This is a genomic window from Geodermatophilus sp. SYSU D01105, from assembly GCF_054050095.1.
In genome coordinates, this window is record NZ_JBJGYR010000022.1 from 41,791 (window position 1) to 58,529 (window position 16,739).

Sequence of the window (16,739 nt, forward strand, 5' to 3'; positions counted from 1 at the left end):
GCCATTATATATGGCGCTGCAACGATCTTAGGCTGCTGATCGGACTGGAAGCGACCGACACCATTTGCGCCAGCACGCCAGGACGACGGTTCGGTCAGCTCCGCTAGTCCATACTCCCCCAGGCTTCGTCAGCCAACGGCAGCCGGTTAAGGACGTCGCGGTGCGTGCGCCAGGTCGGCATAAGTTGACTCATCAGGTCGAAGAAGCGCTCGGTGTGATTGCGCTCGAGCAGGTGGACGAGCTCGTGCACCATCACGTAATCAAGGCACTCCGGCGGCTTCTTCGCGAGCTCCAGATTGAGCCAAATCTTGGATTGTTCCCGCTGACAAGTTCCCCACTTCGTCTTCATGCGACGGACCGCCCACCCGGGTGCCTCAACGCCCACGAGCGGTACCCAATGATCAAGCCGCTCCGGGATCGCGGCCTTGAGCTCCTCGCGGTACCAGGCAGTCAGCCGGCGTTCAAGTGAGTCGCGGCTTGTCCCGACTGCGCTGTGCAGTTCCAGCCAGTGACCGTGCCGCTCAACGAGGCCCTGGCGTGCCCCGTCATCAACCACCCGGAGACGGTACTTGCGCCCCCACACATAGTGCGTCTCCCCATCGACGTACTGACGGGGTGTCTCGCGCTCCTGCTGCAGTAACCGCTGGCGCTGCTTGCGGATCCAAGGCAGGCGGGTAACCACCGCCAGTCGGACAGCGTCATCATCCAGGCCTGGCGGCGCGGCCACCCGGACGCGGCCGAACGGTGGATAAACGGCCAGGTGCAGGTTCTTGACGTCCTTGCGGACGACGTCGACGTCGAGGCCGGCGACGCGGATAACGGGTGAGCTAGTACTCATGCTGGTGCTTCACCACCTCGAACAGCGCGTCGACGTCGACAGTCGGCGCTTCCTCGCTCAGCACCCGCCGGATGGCGTTGTAGACCTCGCGTTCCTTCATCCGGTTCCCGCGCCAACTGTCCTTCTTGGTGCTGAGGATGACCGCACCAAGCTTGAGCGCCAGAGCTTCGTCGCCGTCGAGGTTGTCGTACAGCGAACGCAGCGCACTGCTGGCGATCGCCGCTGGGTAGTCCGAGCCGGTTTCCGGCGCGGCCACCTGCTTAGCTAGCGCTGCCAGCCGCTCCAGGTACTCCTTGTACTCGATGGCCTGCTGCCGGCGCAGTTCGATGAGGGCGTCGAGCAGCTGCGACATCTTGTCGAAGTACTTCGGGTTGATTGGCTGCTCATCGGTGATGAGCTTGCGGGTGTTGTTCTCGATCGTCTCAGCGACGGCCTCGGGGCTGGCCTTGATGCCATCCGGCAGCTGATCGACGGCCGCTGTCACGCCGTGCTTAACAATGAGGTCGATCAGTCCTTGATCCTCGAACGTCGTGACAGTCTCGGAGTCACTGGCACGGATGTAGGTGTCCAGCAGGTAGCGCATGTCGGCCTCGTACGCCTTGTAGTCGATGTTCTCCCCTGCACCGAGCTTGACCTCCTGGCGTACCCGCTCGTAGTGCTGGACCTCCGCCTTGATGTCCATGGCCTCCGTGACGGAGTAGCCGGCCTCGGTCATCTCGTTGGCGATGTTGGCGTACGCCCGGACGAGGGCGGTCACTGCCTTGTACAGCGCCACTCGCTTCGGCTCGTTCCTCTTGAGCGCCTGGGCGTCACCCGTATCGGCGGCACAGAAGTAGTGCTGGTAGTTCCGCGTGTCCTTCGGCGACACTGGCTCGCACAGCAGCCGGATGGCCTCGAGAGCCTCCTCCAGCCGTACGCGCCCCTTCTCCAGCCGGTCCTCCAGCAGGCCGGCGACGTCCTCCTCGTCGTAGCCGTCCAGGGCGCCCGCTGTGTAGTCCGTGACCGCGCCCTCAATCGACCGGAACAGGTCCTTGTAGTCGACGATGTAGCCGTAGTCCTTATCGTCGCCGTCGAGGCGGTTGACGCGGCAGATGGCCTGGAATAGGCCGTGGTCACGCATCTGCTTGTCGATGTAGAGGTACGTGGCCGACGGTGCGTCGAAGCCGGTCAGCAGCTTGTCCACGACGATGAGCAGCCGCATCTGCCCTGGTTCGTCGATGAACTTCTGCTTGACCTGCCGCTCGAACTCCTCGACTTTGTGCATGGCCTGGTCGGCCGGTTCGTCAAAGTAGTCGGCCAACATCTTGCGGTGAATCTCATACTGGCGCAGCGCCTCGTTCAGCCCCTCGCCGGCGTCCTCTTTGGCGATGTCGCTAGGGTTCGGCTCGTAACTCGTAACAATGGCGACCTTGCCCTTGAGGCTGGTCTGGCTGAACAGCTCGTAGAACTTGCAGGCCTGGTAGATGCTACTGCCGACCAGCATGGCATTACCGCGGCCATTGGCCAGCCGCTCCTTAGTGTCCATATCCATCAGAATGTCGGCGACAATCTTCTCCGCCCGCGATTTCGAACTGAGGACACGCTGCATCGTCCCCCAGCGCTTCTTTAGTTCGGCCCGGGCAAGGTCGGTCAAACCCTTGGTCTTATTGTCGAACCACTGGTCGACTTTGGCCAGCGAGGTGATCTCCTGATCGATGTCCCGAGCTTCGTAGCGCAGGTCCAGGACGACGCCGTCGCGGACGGCCTCGTCGAACTTATAGGTGTGAATGTAGCTGCCGAAGGTCTCGATGCTCTTCTGCTTGTCGGTCTTCAGCAGCGGCGTGCCGGTGAAGCCGATCAACATGGCGCCCGGCAGCAGCTCCTTCATCGCCTCGTGCAGCCGCCCGGACTGCGTCCGGTGGCATTCGTCGACAAAGACGAAGAAGTTCCCCCTCGGTGCGAAGTCCGGCGGCAGGCTCTTCTTCAGCTCGGCGATGTACTCCTCGATCGAGTCGCCTTCGCCACCCTTGCCGAACTTGTGAATCAGCGAACACATCAGCCAGTGCTCGCTAGTGTTGAGCTGGGCGATGAGGTCAGCGCCGCTCTTGGCGCGGTAGACCTGCTCCTTGACCCCCAGAAAGACGCCCTCGATCTGCTCGTCGAGCTCGGTGCGGTCCGTAATGATCAGGACGCGTGGATCCTCCTGGTGTTCACGGATCCACTTCGCCAGCCAGACCATGGTCAGGCTCTTGCCCGCCCCCTGGGTGTGCCAGATGATGCCGCCCTCGCGCGTCGCGATGCGGGCTTGCGCTGCCTTGACCCCGAAGTACTGGTTGGGGCGACACGTCTTCTTGACCCCGGCCTCGAAAACCATGAAGTCGTGGACGATTTCCAGGAGGTGCCCCTTGGTACACATCTGGGCCAGCGCCCGGTCGAGCGGCTGCTCAAGGCCAGCGGCGCACGCCTCCATGGCGGCGCGGGTGACGTCGTCCATATCGGAGGTGAGCTTCCATGTCAGCCAATACTTCTCGCGGGTCTCGATGACCCCGTAGCGCAACCCTTCGACGTCGTTGCCCGCAAGCATGAGCTGGACCGTCGAGAAGAACGGTTTGATGAAGTCCGCCTTCTGATTGCCAAGGTGTTGCCGGATGCCTTCCGACACGCTGACGAAGGACCGCTTCAGCTCTAGGACGGCGACCGCGATACCATTGACGTAGAGGACGACGTCGGGCCGCTTGTTGTTCTGCCCCTCGACCGATACTTCCTCCGCGACGGCGAAGTCATTGGCTTCCGGATGCTCCCAGTCGATGAACTCGACGGTCTGCTTCGGCTTGCCGGCCTCGGGGCTAACCTTGGCGCCGTAGCGCAGCAGGTCATACACCTCCTTATTGGCCTCATAGAGACTGCGGCCACCACCCACCAGCCGTGCCCGGTCAAGCGCCGCCACAGCCTTGCTGACGACGGCCTCCGAGTAACCCCGCTTGATCAGATTGGCGCGCAGCAGGTCCGTCTCGACGTTGCTGTTGCCAGCGCGCTTCTCCCAATTGCCGAGGTACTGATAGCCGAGCCGGTCGCGCACCATCGCCACGACGCGGTTCTGTGTCTTGCGCTCCGGCTGCCCGACATCGCTCACGCCGCTTCCTTCCCGACGGCCAGGCGGGTACGCCCGCTAAGTAGCTCTTGCATCATTCCCCGCTTGATTTGTTTCGTCTTCGCGAGGCGCGCCGTCAGCAGGTCAATCTCTGTGTGTGCATCAGTGATGACACGGGCTATCGCCTGCTGCTCCGGCAACTCCGGCAGGCGCACCTCAATAGAGCCGAGTGCTGCCGCGCTGATGTGAACGACTGCATCCCCTTGCCCCAGACGACTCTTTTCCTCGATCACGGATGCTGAGTTCATCAGGCTTGCAAGGAAGACAGGATCCTGCCCGTGACCCCGCTGAATGATGATGTCGCCACCCGCGACTGTCGGCATACTCGCGATTAACGCCGAACAAATACCGATGTCCTCAGACGTCTCTCCTGAAGCCGCGTACAGGAGGTCGCCTCGTTGCAGAGGCTGCGCCGTCGCTGCTACCGCGGCGTCGACATAGGAAGCCGGCGCCTCGATGTAACTCCCGTAACGGGTATAAAGCTCACCGTAACGAATACACGCAACGCCGCTCGGGCGCACATCGTCGCGCTTAATCCCGCGCCCCTTAAGAAACCTGCCAAGCGAGCCAACCGTTACAGGTGACCACTCGTTTGAGAAACCCGGTAGACGCGTTCGTCCAGCCAACAGGTGCTGCACTATACCTTTCTTCACCTGCTGCTTTTTCGCGATGAGGCGCTCAAGCGAATAGACGAGGTCGTCTGCCTCGCGCAAGGCACGGACGATGGCGTCCTGCTCAGGACGTGGAGGGACAGGAACCGGCATCTGCGCGTACTCTTGCCCGTTCACGCCTGGCTGGCCACTTCTGACCGACATCACCTTGATCCAGTTCCAGTATGCCTGCGTCTGGACGTAGTACGACAAGAACTCTGGATTCAGCTCGGCTGGGTCAGGCGTGATGCGAATCAGGAAGCCCGCATAGACGAGGATCCCATCCTCAGTTCGATAGCGATACGACTTGCCTACGCTCGCGCCCGTTCGAGCGAAGACGAGATCCCCTTCCTGCAGTAGGTACTGCGGAGCCGCCGGATGATCAACCGATACGCGGGGGGACGGCATGAACCGTCCATCGTCACTGATGTCAGTAATCCGGATGTACGTGGGTCTCGTCGGCACGTAGGGCGATGCCGCGGCGTTGACGCCGTAGCTCGGAGATCGCCGCAGCAGTTCCTGTAGCGGCCGTACGCGCCACTCAGCGGGCCAGATTGCCGTGGTCATGCGCGGCCCCCAAGCATGTCCTGAAGAACGGCTTCAACTCGGGCGGCAAGGTCATCCACACGTCCGTTGAGTTGAGTCAGGGTCGCGTCGTAGCGCCGTACGAGTTCCTCGCACCGCGCATCCAGAAGGTAGGCCGCCGCGCGCACAACCTCGCTGACGCTGGCACGGATAGTCGCGAACCACTTGTCATCGATGACCAAGCCCTTGATTTCATCTTCAGTAAGCTGCTCGTACTGAGCCAGTGTGCGCTTCTGGAGGTTGGTCAGTGCATCCTTATGCGCGTTCTTAGCCGTGGTTTCGGTCGCTAAGAGATCGGCGGCCTGCTTCGCCGCCTCGAGCTCGTCAGCACGCTCTGATTCGTTGCGGAGAGCCCTAACCTGCGCCGTCAAGGCCGACTTGGTCACCTTGCCCTTGTCATTGACGACATCCTCAAGGAGGCCACCTTCGACGCCATGTTCCTCGACAAAGTCCTCAAGCGCCTGCGTGGCGGCATCCAGCGCAAGCTGCAGCTGCTCAACCTGCGCATGCTCCGCCGCGAAGTATCGCCGCATCACGAGGCCTGGCGGGAGCAGGTCCATCTTGTACTTCTGCGCCGACTTGCCACTACCGATGACGAGGTCGGCGTCCTCCGAAATCTTCCGCTCCTTATCTACGAGCGGCGCCCGCGGCGCAGCGGCAGCTGCCCATCCCTCCGTCGAGACGAGATAGATGTCGTCCTGGAGGACAGAGCCCCAATAAATCATGAGCTGCTCGTAGACGTCGTAGCGGCTGATCAACGGCACGTCGACGAACGCACCGAGCAGATGCTCGGACAGCTCCCCGATGACCGGCTTAGGCGGGGTGCCCTCCTTGAGCCCTGACAGGGTCGTGCGATGAGCCGCCCACCAAGCGTCAAGTCTGGCCGCGATCAGTCTGTCAAGCCGCTGGTACTCGCCGTTGGCCTCGATGACGCCGGCCACGTCCGCCGGTGCCACACGGGCGCGGCTGTAGCCAGGGCGGTCGGTCTCGAAGAGTTGCTCGCGCAGACCGGGAAAGGCATTCCAGTAGTGGCTCAGCAGGTCCAGGTCGTGGTCAGGTATTCCACCCTGCAGATGCGCCACCAGGTCCTGAAGGTCCTCGGGATCGCTGGAATCGATGTAGCGCGAGATGTTGAGGTTGTAGTCGTTCTTCTTGTCCGCGATCTCTGCGAGCGGCACCAGCCGAGAGTAGCCGGCTTCTTCCATCTGCCGCGTGAAGACATCGACGATCTTGTGGATATCCTGCGACCGCAGCCTGTTCTTGTTGCCGTCCTTGATGAAGCCGCGCGATGCGTCAATCATGAAGACGCCGGTGCGTCCAACGGCACTCTCCTTGTCGACGACGACGATGCAGGCTGGGATGCCGGTGCCGTAGAACAGGTTCGGGGGCAGGCCGATTATCCCCTTGATGAGGCCGCGCTTGAGCAGGTTCTTGCGGATCGTCGCCTCGGCATTACCGCGGAAGAGGACGCCGTGCGGCAGGATGACTGCGGCCTTGCCGGTTGATTTGAGCGACTTGATGGCGTGAAGCAGGAAAGCGTAGTCGCCGTTCTTGGCCGGCGGGACGCCGTCCTCGAAGCGCTCGTACTTATCCTTCTTGGGGTTGATGCCATTGCTCCACGATTTGCTGGAGAACGGCGGGTTGGCAACGACGAAGTCGTGCGGCTTCAACCGGTCGTTGACCGTGAAGCCGGGAGACGTGATGGTGTCCCCCTTCTCCAGGTCGGCCGTCTCGTAGCCGTGCAGGATCATGTTCATGCGGGCAAGTGCCCAGGTGGCAACGTCCTTCTCCTGGCCATAAACCGTCAGGCCGTTCGGCGCCTCGTCCGCTGCCTTCAAGAGCAGCGATCCAGAACCGCAGGTCGGGTCGTACACCGACTGGTACTGCTTGGTGTCCTGACCGATGCCCACCACCTTGGCGAGCACGCGCGACACCTCGGCCGGGGTATAGAACTGCCCCTTGCTCTTGCCGGACTCGGTGGCGAAGTGCCGCATGAGGTACTCGTAGGCGTCGCCGAGCAGGTCATCGCCGCCGGCGCGACCGCTCCGGAAATCGAGGCGTTCAAAGATGGCGACCAGCTTGGACAGCCGGTCGACCATCTCCTGGCCCTTGCCCAACTTCTCGTCATCATTGAAGAAGGCGACATCGATGACGCCACCAAGATCGTTGGCCTTGGCCAGCTTTCCGATGACCGTGTCGATTCCTTCACCGATGTTCTTTTTGCCCTTCAGGGCCACGATGTCGGCAAAGGATCCCCCGTCGGGAATCTCCATGAGGGCGTCGGGGTCGACCTCAGCCTTGTCCGATACATACTTTACGAACAACAGCGTCAGGATGTAGTCCTTGTATTGGGATGCGTCCATGCCGCCGCGCAGTTCGTCGCAACTGCGCCACAAGGAGCGGTACAGGTCGGACTTCTTCAGGACCACAGAAACTCCCGACGTTTCGCATTGGTAAGAAATGACAGGCTAGGCATTTCGCCCATCTTAACATAATGGTATGACATTCCGGCGGCATCCAGGGCTGCGGCGTGGCTGCGGCGCTACTCGATGATGGGAGGACGGCGTCGGTGACTTCACTGGCAACCGTTTTGTCCGTGACGCTTAGGCACGGCCGTCCTGTCGGTCACCACCGCCCTGCCCTACGACCACGCCGGCCGAGCCGCCGCCGGTCTCCGGGCGCAGGTTCGGCTGTTGGCCGTCGACCGCGGGCTCGCGCCGGACTGGTTGACGCTCACCGTTACGGCGCTCGAGTCGACGGTCGACGTCCGCGGTCATTGCTGGTCCAGGTGGTCAGCCACGGTCACCTGCCTCGACCACGGAACAGCTTGAGCCGCGTTAGCACTGTGGCAAGGCGTCGAGGAGAGCTTCGTCAATGTCGCCGCAGGTGAGCGGCGCGTACTGCGTCGGCCCCGGGGAGCCAATGCCCTGCACCCAGACATCGGACCGGCGCGGCCGCTCGCCGACACTCGGGTCGAGCACCACCATCCGGCCCGTCGTCCTGCAGACGGCCGGCGCCGTCTGGCCATCCTTGAAGGTCCCGTTGTGGACCAGGTCGTCCGCTCCGACGTCCGGGAAGACACGGATGTACGCCGAGTCGCCGCCGAGCGCGTCGAAGCGAAAGGGTCCGAGGCTTTCGCGGCCGGGCTGGCTCCGGGCGTGGATGTCGCGGCATTGGCTGTGATGGCTGGGCGGCGTCGTCCTGGCGCAGCCCAGCCATCACAGCCGCCACGATGCCGAGGGCAAGCCCCTCCACTCCTGCGGACCGAGGGCCAGCGCGCCCAGCGGCGTGACGACGTCGACGGCGGCGCTGGCGCCTGCGGTGTAGGGGGACCGGCTGCCCGCGCGCCCAGCTCGACAGACTTGATCAGATGCTGGGCGATCAGTTGGAAGACGGCCCGTCGATGCCTCTCGAAGTCGGCGGCCGATGGCCTTGCGGCGCGGCGCTCTTGGATGCCCGTGCGGGACCGTTATGGCGGCGGCTGACGGGGCCCATGACACGCCGCCGTTGGGGAGGAGCCGAGCGTCTCTGGGGCGGTCAGACCGTCTTAATGCGCAACAGCGCGGCCTGCTGCTCCTTCCGCGCCAGGCGTCCCTGGCCTTCCGGTCGTACTTGTGGTCGTTGAGCACTACCCAATTCCCTCCGGGAACGGGGAACGGTGGCGGGCCACCCGTCTGATGGCCTGGTTCAGCCGGGCGGGCTTGTCCGGCGGCAGTGAGGGCGGGGCCGGGCGGTTCGCGCGACACCCGGCCCCGCCCAGACCGTCGATCAGTTGCCGGCGGCGTGGAACTGATCGACCACGCTCCGCGGGATGCGACCGCGGCTTGGCACATCGATGTTGTTCGCCTTGGCCCAGGTGCGGACGTCCTGGGCGTTGTAGTCCGCCGGGGCGGTCGACTTGGCACCCGTGGACTTGGTCCGGGCAGACCGGCGCGTGACCCTCCGGGCCGCGCTGACGTAGCGGTCGAGAACCGCGGCCATTTCGTCGGCGTGCTCGTTCGTCAGGTCGATCTCGTATTCGCGACCGTCCAGCGCGAAACGGACCGTCCGGCCGGCTCCGTCGACGATCTCGGTTCCATCCAGGTCGTCGAGGAAACGCGTAATCTTACGCTGAGCCATTGCTACTCCCTTGGGTGAGTATCGGTGTAAGTCAGAGAAGAATGAATGCTGTCAGTGGAATATGGTGTCCGCACCGTGTTAGGGGGTTGCCGTGATTACCATGGCGGCGTGCTCCTCCTTCCTGAGAACACGGCGCGCTGCCGAGCGGTCGTAGGCGCATTCGGTGAGGACGACGTAATGCTCGACCGCGTAGAAGGGGGAGCCGTGGCGCACAATGCGCCCGATCTGCTGCTCCAGACGCGCCGGGTTATCCGGCAGCCCTACCGTGATCAGGTACCGGCAGAATTGCAGGTTGAGCCCGCGCTCCAGGACCTTGGAGCCCAGCAGGACCCGCAGCTCGGAATCTGACCGATACCGCTCGACGACGTCGGCGCGGTCGGTCTGCTTCGTCTCGCCCCGCACCTCGGTCCAGCCGATCCCCGCCTTGGTCAGGTCGGAGGCGATCAAATCCAACTCCGTGAGGCTTTCCGCGATTATGAGGACCTTCCCGGTCGGGTCGCGATCAACGATCTCGGCGACCAGCCGCGCGGCCTCCAGGGCTCGGGCCGAGAGGCCACTGACCGCGCCGGTGACGATCGCCTTCTGCGCCTGGTGACGTTTGAGCCCGTCGTTCCGGTCCGCTGCGGCCATCAGGCGGGCCTGCCCCGGTGAGAGCGGGACCCACCGGTCCGCCCGGGCGTACGTTGGCCGCTTCAGGTCGGCCACGGCCTCCTCCCAGCGGAAGAAGTGCGGGGCGGTCAACTGCCGGAAGTACTCCGCGGCCAGGTCGGTGGCCCAGCCGACCGGCTGGCGCCGGTTGTCGTACTCGCGCCAGGCCACGTAGTAGTTCTCGAAGTCCGCCAAGGTCGGCAGGTCGGGCAGGTGCAGCAGGGAGTAGATGAGCCACATCTCGACCGGGTCGTTTTCGTACGGCGTCGCCGAGAACATGTGCACCCGGGTCGCGTCAGACGCGATGGACATGACCGCCTCGTAGTCCGCGCCGCCGCCTTTGAGCGCGGACACCTCGTCCAGGACGAGGACAGACGGAACCGGGCCCTCCCACAGTTGCCGGCGGGTGCGCCACTGGGAGTAGGTCATGACCTTCACGTGGGCTGGCCGGTTCAGCGTCTCCCACCGGCGGCGCTCACTGGCCGAGGAGGCGAGACCGCGGTGTCCGGCCAGGCCGAGGACGGTGAGAGCCGGAAGGAAGCGGGACAACTCGGTCGCGGTCTGGTGGGCCAGCTGTGAGCCCATGGTGAGCACCAGAGCCGGATGGTCCGAGGACACCTCGCCGGTCTCGGCGAGGTGGGCGATCAGGCCGGCGGCCTGAACCGTCTTGCCGGCGCCGACCGGGTCGGCGCATAGCGTTTTCGGGGTCGTCGCCATCAGCGCGACGCCCTCGGCTTGGTGCGGCCGCAGGCGGCCGCCGTCGACCTCGGCGCAGGAGAAGTACTTCAAGTTGTTCGGGTCCATCGGTGTCTTTCGTCTCGGGCTCCCTGCCTCAGGGCAGGGGTCAGCCACGGCAGCCCCGACGGCGGCCTGGCGGTGCGGTTAGAAGTTCGGGGGCCCAAAGCCCCCGACGCGGCATTCGCTGGCCGACGGGCTCGCAGCCCGTCTGCGCTTCGGGCTGTGCCTTGACCAGTGGTCGGTGGTGCTCCGAGCGCCCTGCGTGGCGCTCGATCCGGGCCTCGGTCAGGGAAGCCGAGGCCAAGCCGGGCGGCTGCGCTCGCGCGCAGCGGCCCGGACTGGCGTCTGTGCTGGTCCGGGCCCTAAGGGGGGCCCGGAGCACGGGCGGGCCGGAGGGGGGCCCGCCCTTCGGGGGCGGGCTCTCGACGGGTGATTCGTGCGTGGGTCGGGGAGGGGGGTTGTAGGGGGGAACCGACCCACCCACCCAGCCCCGTTCACCCGTCTCTCACCCAGCTGAGGGCGGCGAGGGGACGCCCGGCGTGGGCGGCCACAGCCCCTTCTCCTTCAGCGCCTTGAGGATCCCTACGCCCGCGTCTTCGGTGTCGACGCTGGCCATGTTGTCCCTCAGGTGCCTGCCGAGGGCCCGCTGGCCGAGGCCGGGGGGCGCCTGCTGCAGAACCGCCAGGGCCTCCTGGTGTCGAGCCGAAGCGGTGGGTCGACCGACGACCAACGCGGCGGTGTCCCCCTCGGGGGGGGACCCTGGTGTTGCTCTTCAGGCCCCCGTCGAGGATCCGGCCGCCGTGTCGGGCGAGCCAGTAGGTGGCCCCTGGAGCGTCGTTGCCGTGGCTCCGGATGCCGGCGGGGGTCACCGCCAGGCTGTGACGGAAGAAGGCCGGGATCGAGTGCACGCCTGCCGGCTTGCGTCCGCCGCTGTTGGTGTGGTGCACCAGCGTCACCGCGACGCCGGCCTCTGCGAGGGTCTTGAGGCATGCGAGGGGCCCGGCGACGTCCGCGTTGGAGTTCATGTCTACGTCGCCGGCCCAGGCGTACAGGTTGTCCACGACCACGATGTCCATGCCCTCGGACGCGGCGTCGGCGCCGACGGCCTTCCAGGTCTTGATGTCGGGGGGCGGGGGACTCCCGAGGTGCACGCCGTCTCCGAGGCCGTTCCCGAGCCGCTCGGCGTACTCCCACTTGCCGCCCGCGTCTGCGGCCAGAACGAGGGAGCGACGTGGACCGCCGTTGATCGGCTTACCGAGCCAGTTCTCACCTCGGGCGAGGGCCGCGACCAGGTCGACCATCAGCCAGCTCTTCCCGGCCTCGCTGAGGCCATAGACGAGGGTGGTGGTGGCATGCACGAGGCCGTCGACGATGAACCGCGCCCGGCCCTGGTTCTCCCTCAGCACCTCGTCGACCGTCTGCGCGCCGACGAGGTCACGCAGCCGTCCCGGCGGCGGGACGACGGACATGGACATCGTCACGGCGTGACGATGCTGGCCGGCGCGGCCTGCTCGTCGATCCACGTGTCGACGTCCGCCCGGCGGTAGCGGACGTACTTCCCGACCCGGTACCGCTTCGGGCCGAGGCCCCGGCTGTTCCAGGAGTAGATGGTGGCCGTCGGCACGCCCAGGTACGAGGCGAGGTCGGAGACGGTCATGAGGGTGCTCATCGCGTGGTCCTTCTTGTTCGTTATGACGACCAGTTCGTCGTCATGGACACGAAGAAGGGTTCACGAGACCTTGCTGGTTGTCAAGGACAGCGATAGATTCGCTGTCATGGCAACTCGTGATCTCGAACGCGGGCCGGTCGCCGAACGGGTGAGTCAGAACCTCGCCCGTCTTCGGAATGAACAGGACATGACCCTCGGACGCCTGTCCGAACGGCTCGCCGAGCTGGGGCGCCCGATCTCTATCAGCGGCCTGAGCAAGATCGAGCGTGGGGAGCGACGGGTCGACGTGGACGACCTCCTGGCGCTCGCGGTGGCGCTGGATGTGAGCCCCAACCGACTGCTCCTCCCCAGCCCATCGCAGGCATCGGAGAAGCAGCCCGACGTGGCGCTCACACCAAACGAGCGCGTCGCGTGGGATCAGGCGTGGCTCTGGGCTACCGGCGCACGCGCGCTGCGTTCTGTGGATCTACACGGGGAGTGGAAGGCCCAGAACAGACCGCACGACGAGCCTCTCCAGGCCGAGGACTTCGAGGCCATGGCCAGGGCGATCGACGCGGGCGTGGCCGCGCTCGAGCGCGCTCGAGCAGCCGGTTTCGCCACCGGCAACGACTCCCTGGCCCACCTCTTCCTCCACGGCGGGCTCACGGCCCTCCGCTCTTCGGACACCAGCCGTGGCTAGCGTCTACAAGCGCGTCCGGGCACGGGAGGGCAAGGCCGACCTCGTCACCTGGGAGACGCGCTGGCGTGACCTGGCGGGCGCCCAGAGGAAGAAGACGTTCACCCGCAAGGTCGACGCCGATCGGTACGCCACCGCCATCGAGCACTCCATGCTCACCGGGGCGTACGTCGACCCGAAGGCCGGCAAGGTCACGCTCCAGGAGTACGCGGAGCAGTGGCGGGCCGGGCAGGTGCACCGGCCGACCACCGCGGCGCACCACGAGACGATGCTGCGCCGGCACGTGTATCCGCACCTGGGCCACCGGCCACTGGCGGACGTCCGGCCCAGCGAGGTCCAGGCCTGGGTGAAGCGACTGTCGGAGACGCTGGCCCCATCCACCGTGGGCGTGGTGCATCGGATCGTGGCCGGCATCTACAAGGCCGCGGTCCGCGACCGGCGCGTGGCCACCAGCCCGTGCGAGGGGACCAGGCTGCCGAAGCGGCAGCCGAAGCGGGTGGAGCCGCTGTCCACCGAGGCGGTCGCCGCCCTCATCGCCGCCGTGCCCGACCGGTACCGGACTCTCTTCGTCGTGGCCGCCGGCACCGGGATGCGGCAGGGCGAGGTCTTCAGCTGACCGTCGACCGGATCAACTTCCTGCGGCGGCAGGTCACCGTGGACCGCCAGCTGGTGCTCGTTCCTGGTCGCGAGCCCTTCCTGGCCCCGCCGAAGACGGCGGCGTCCCACCGGACCATCCCGCTCCCCCAGATGGTCGTCGACGCCCTGGCCGCCCACCTGGCAGCCTTCCCGGCCGCTCCGGACGGCTTCGTCTTCACCACCGAGGCTGGCAAGCCGATCCGGCGGACGGCGTTCTCCGCGCAGGTGTGGCAGCCGGCCGCCCGAGCTGCGGCGCTGCCGTCGACGGAAACGTTCCACGGCCTCCGGCACCACTACGCGTCCCTGCTCATCCGGCACGGCGAGTCCGTCAAGACCGTCCAGGCACGCTTGGGCCACGCCTCGGCCTCCGAGACCCTGGACACCTACTCGCACCTGTGGCCGGACTCCGACGACCGCACCCGTGAGGCCGTGGACGAGGCCTGGCGTGGAGCTGGTGTGCCCCCGGTGTGCCCCCAGGACTCCGCGGCCCAGTGACGCAGCGGAGTCCCTGCAGGTGGGACCTCCGTTGAGGCGGGGGCGACGGACGAGTCGGCCTGTACGCCGGGTTCTGTCCACGGGGGCCTCGCGGCCTCCCGATGGGCGGTCATCCATCTAGGCCTGCCGTTGCCGGCAGGCTCGAGCGGTCCACCCGCAGGCATCGGGCGGGCAGCCCTCGAACGCCTGCGCAGGACGACGTCTCCGCCGTCCCTCTCGACCTTGCTCCGGGTGGGGTTTACCGAGCCACACCGGTCACCCGGTGTGCGGTGGTCTCTTACACCGCCGTTTCACCCTTACCAGCGGCGAACCGCTGGCGGTCTGTTCTCTGTGGCACTGTCCCGCGGGTCGCCCCGGGTCGCCGTTAACGACCACCCTGCCCTGTGGAGCCCGGACGTTCCTCGGCGACGGGGTCTCCCCCGCCGACGCGACCGCCCGGCCGACTCGTCCGTCGTCCGCCCAGTCTAGGCAACCCGGGCCGCGGACCTCGACGGGTCAACCCCAGTAGAGGCGGAAGCCGACCCGCCGCTCCCCGTCCTCGGTGAGGGTCGCCATGTCGATCTGCTGACGTGCCTGCTCCTCGACCGGCTGGTCCGACAGCACCTCCAGGTACCGGCGGTGCTCGGAGAGCGAGGCCACCGCCTTCTCCACCCCCGAGCTGACGTCGACGACGTGCGGCGGCTCCTCGCCGACGCTCTGGACGGCGATGTACTGGACGCCGGTCCACCGCGGCTCGGCCAGGTCCGGGAAGATCCACTCGTTGGCGGCGTCGGCGACCGCGTCCAGCACGCTGCGGGACAGCGCCCGGTGGTCCGGTGAGTTCAGGGCCCCCGGCGTGATGCCCGGCGGGGTCCAGGTGTCCCCGCCGTGCATGGTGACCACGAGCTCCGGCCGGTGCCGCCGGATCGCGGCGGCCAGGTCGCGGCGCAGCGGGAGCCCCGCCTCCAGGACGCCGTCCCGGTGCCCGAGGCACTCCACCTCGGAGACCCCGACGACGGCGGCCGACCGGCGCTCCTCCTCCTCGCGCAGCGGCCCGGCCTCGTCCGGCGTCATCCCGGCGATGCCGGCCTCGCCGCGGGTGGCCAGCAGGTAGTGCACCTCCTTGCCGGCCGCGGTCCACACCGCGACCGCGGCCGCCACGCCGTACTCGATGTCGTCGGGGTGGGCGGCCACGACGAGGGCGCGCTGCCAGTCGTCGGGCATCGGCAGGGACGGCATGGCGGGCAGTCTGCTCCGGCGGACGGCGTCCGGGGAGGGTCAGCTGCGCACCGGCCGGTGGACGAGCAGCGTGATCCCGGATCGGAACCGCCGCGCCGACACCGACTGCAGCCGGACGTCGGTGCCGTCGGGGAACAGCCGGCGCCCGCGGCCGAGCACCCGCGGGAAGACGAACAGCCGGTACTCGTCGACCAGGTCCGCGGTGATCAGCGCGTGGCAGAGGATGATGCTGCCGGTCACGCCGACCTCCCCGTCCGCCGAGGACCGCAGCGCGCGCACCTCCTCGACGGGGTCCCCCGACAGCACGCGCGTGTTCGCCCACCCCGGCTCGCCCAGCGTGCGGGAGACGACGTACTTGTCCACCTCGTCCAGGTGCCGGGTGATGCCGGTCGGGTCGTCGGTCTGCGCCGGCCAGAAGCCGCGCATGTCCTCGAACGTCTGCCGCCCGACGAGGAAGCCGGACTGCCCCGCCATGTGCTCCCGGACGACGGCGAGGTGGTCACCGGCGTCGACCGCGTCCTCGGTCGGGTCGAACCACCCGTCGAGGGCCTCGACGACGCCGTCCAGCGTGGTGTTCTGCGTGATGACGATCCGTGCCATGACAGGGCGGACCCGCCCGGGGCCGAGAACTCATCGCCCGGCGACGTCCAGCAGCACCGCGGCCAGCTCGTCGGGAGCGCTCACCATCGGGTCGTGCCCGGTGGCCAGCGCGACCACCTCCCAGCCGGGCTGACTGCGCGCCCGCTCCCGCGACGGCTCGATGCTGGGCAGCGCCGGGACGCTGCAGTCGACGTAGGTGCGCGGACGGGCGGCCCAGCGCTCGCCGTCGAAGTGCAGCGGCTCGTCGTAGACGCCGCCGGGCTGCGGGGTCTGCCGCCGCTGCACCCACTCGGCGTCGGCGCCGGTCAGCCCGAACGCCGACGGGTCCGGCGGGGGGATCACCCCGGTCTCCCGGATGACCGCCCGCCGCTCCTCGCGCACGCCCGGCGGGTTGGGCGTCGACCAGCACTCCCCCGGGGTCGGGACGACGCCGTCGACGTAGACCAGCCGGCCGACCTCCTCCCCCAGCCGGTCGGCCGCGCCGGTGACCACCATCCCGCCGTAGCTGTGCCCGACCAGCACCGCGTCCCGGCACTCCTCGGCGCGCACGGCGGTGACCACGTCCTCGACGTGGGTGGAGAGCGTGATCGAGGGCGAGAGCTGGTGCGCGCGCTCCCCGAGCCCGGACAGCGTCACCGGGACCACGCGGTGCCCTTCGGCCCACAGCGACGGCAGCACCCGCCGCCAGCACCACGCGCCGTGCCAGGCCCCGTGGACCAGGACGAGATCGGTCATCC

At 66.9% G+C, this 16,739-nt stretch carries 14 protein-coding genes and 1 other RNA gene; 3 read left to right on the plus strand and 12 right to left on the minus strand.

The window, feature by feature from the left end:
• Positions 1–103: 103 nt before the first annotated feature.
• From ACI79I_RS19450 to ACI79I_RS19485, 8 genes are all read right to left on the minus strand, one after another.
• Entirely contained in the window at positions 104–838 is a 735-nt protein-coding gene (locus tag ACI79I_RS19450; protein WP_456993958.1) for a M48 family metallopeptidase, read from the minus strand.
• Complete coding sequence (locus tag ACI79I_RS19455) at positions 828–3,950, minus strand: type I restriction endonuclease subunit R (RefSeq protein WP_456993959.1); 3,123 nt, start codon at positions 3,948–3,950, stop codon at positions 828–830. Before ACI79I_RS19455 ends, ACI79I_RS19450 begins: the two co-directional genes overlap by 11 nt.
• Positions 3,947–5,185 (minus strand): restriction endonuclease subunit S, encoded by a 1,239-nt coding sequence (locus tag ACI79I_RS19460; RefSeq protein ID WP_456993960.1) that lies wholly within the window; start codon positions 5,183–5,185, stop codon positions 3,947–3,949. Before ACI79I_RS19460 ends, ACI79I_RS19455 begins: the two co-directional genes overlap by 4 nt.
• Entirely contained in the window at positions 5,182–7,632 is a 2,451-nt protein-coding gene (locus ACI79I_RS19465) for a type I restriction-modification system subunit M (RefSeq protein ID WP_456993961.1), read from the minus strand. Before ACI79I_RS19465 ends, ACI79I_RS19460 begins: the two co-directional genes overlap by 4 nt.
• A gap of 1,339 nt (positions 7,633–8,971) precedes the next feature.
• Positions 8,972–9,322 carry a histone-like nucleoid-structuring protein Lsr2 gene (locus ACI79I_RS19470; RefSeq protein WP_456993963.1) on the minus strand — a complete coding sequence of 117 codons (351 nt, stop codon included), beginning with the start codon at positions 9,320–9,322 and terminating at the stop codon, positions 8,972–8,974.
• A gap of 78 nt (positions 9,323–9,400) precedes the next feature.
• Positions 9,401–10,774 (minus strand): helicase-related protein, encoded by a 1,374-nt coding sequence (locus tag ACI79I_RS19475; RefSeq protein ID WP_456993964.1) that lies wholly within the window; start codon positions 10,772–10,774, stop codon positions 9,401–9,403.
• 428 nt (positions 10,775–11,202) lie between these two features.
• Positions 11,203–12,183 carry an AAA family ATPase gene (locus tag ACI79I_RS19480; protein WP_456994006.1) on the minus strand — a complete coding sequence of 327 codons (981 nt, stop codon included), beginning with the start codon at positions 12,181–12,183 and terminating at the stop codon, positions 11,203–11,205.
• A gap of 2 nt (positions 12,184–12,185) precedes the next feature.
• Positions 12,186–12,377 (minus strand): helix-turn-helix transcriptional regulator, encoded by a 192-nt coding sequence (locus ACI79I_RS19485; RefSeq protein WP_456993965.1) that lies wholly within the window; start codon positions 12,375–12,377, stop codon positions 12,186–12,188.
• 106 nt (positions 12,378–12,483) lie between these two features.
• Here ACI79I_RS19485 and ACI79I_RS19490 point away from each other — a divergent pair, with 106 nt between their 5' ends.
• The 3 genes from ACI79I_RS19490 to ACI79I_RS19500 are packed head-to-tail and all read left to right on the plus strand — an operon-like array spanning position 12,484 to position 14,184.
• The gene (locus ACI79I_RS19490) at positions 12,484–13,056 is read left to right on the plus strand and encodes a helix-turn-helix domain-containing protein (protein ID WP_456993966.1); all 573 of its coding nucleotides are present in this window, start codon (positions 12,484–12,486) and stop codon (positions 13,054–13,056) included.
• Complete coding sequence (locus ACI79I_RS19495) at positions 13,049–13,669, plus strand: site-specific integrase (protein WP_456993967.1); 621 nt, start codon at positions 13,049–13,051, stop codon at positions 13,667–13,669. The genes ACI79I_RS19490 and ACI79I_RS19495 overlap by 8 nt, the downstream gene beginning before the upstream one ends.
• Positions 13,670–13,707: 38 nt before the next feature.
• Positions 13,708–14,184 carry a site-specific integrase gene (locus ACI79I_RS19500; RefSeq protein WP_456993968.1) on the plus strand — a complete coding sequence of 159 codons (477 nt, stop codon included), beginning with the start codon at positions 13,708–13,710 and terminating at the stop codon, positions 14,182–14,184.
• A gap of 46 nt (positions 14,185–14,230) precedes the next feature.
• On the opposite strand, the gene rnpB is transcribed toward ACI79I_RS19500, so the two are convergent.
• From rnpB to ACI79I_RS19520, 4 genes are all read right to left on the minus strand, one after another.
• An RNA gene (gene rnpB, locus ACI79I_RS19505) (RNase P RNA component class A) lies at positions 14,231–14,631 on the minus strand.
• A gap of 48 nt (positions 14,632–14,679) precedes the next feature.
• Positions 14,680–15,402 (minus strand): PIG-L deacetylase family protein, encoded by a 723-nt coding sequence (locus ACI79I_RS19510; protein WP_456993969.1) that lies wholly within the window; start codon positions 15,400–15,402, stop codon positions 14,680–14,682.
• 39 nt (positions 15,403–15,441) lie between these two features.
• Positions 15,442–16,002: a dihydrofolate reductase family protein gene (locus ACI79I_RS19515; RefSeq protein WP_456993970.1), complete on the minus strand. Its 561-nt coding sequence runs from the start codon at positions 16,000–16,002 to the stop codon at positions 15,442–15,444.
• A gap of 30 nt (positions 16,003–16,032) precedes the next feature.
• Complete coding sequence (locus ACI79I_RS19520; RefSeq protein ID WP_456993971.1) at positions 16,033–16,737, minus strand: alpha/beta fold hydrolase; 705 nt, start codon at positions 16,735–16,737, stop codon at positions 16,033–16,035.
• Between the last annotated feature and the right edge of the window lie 2 nt (positions 16,738–16,739).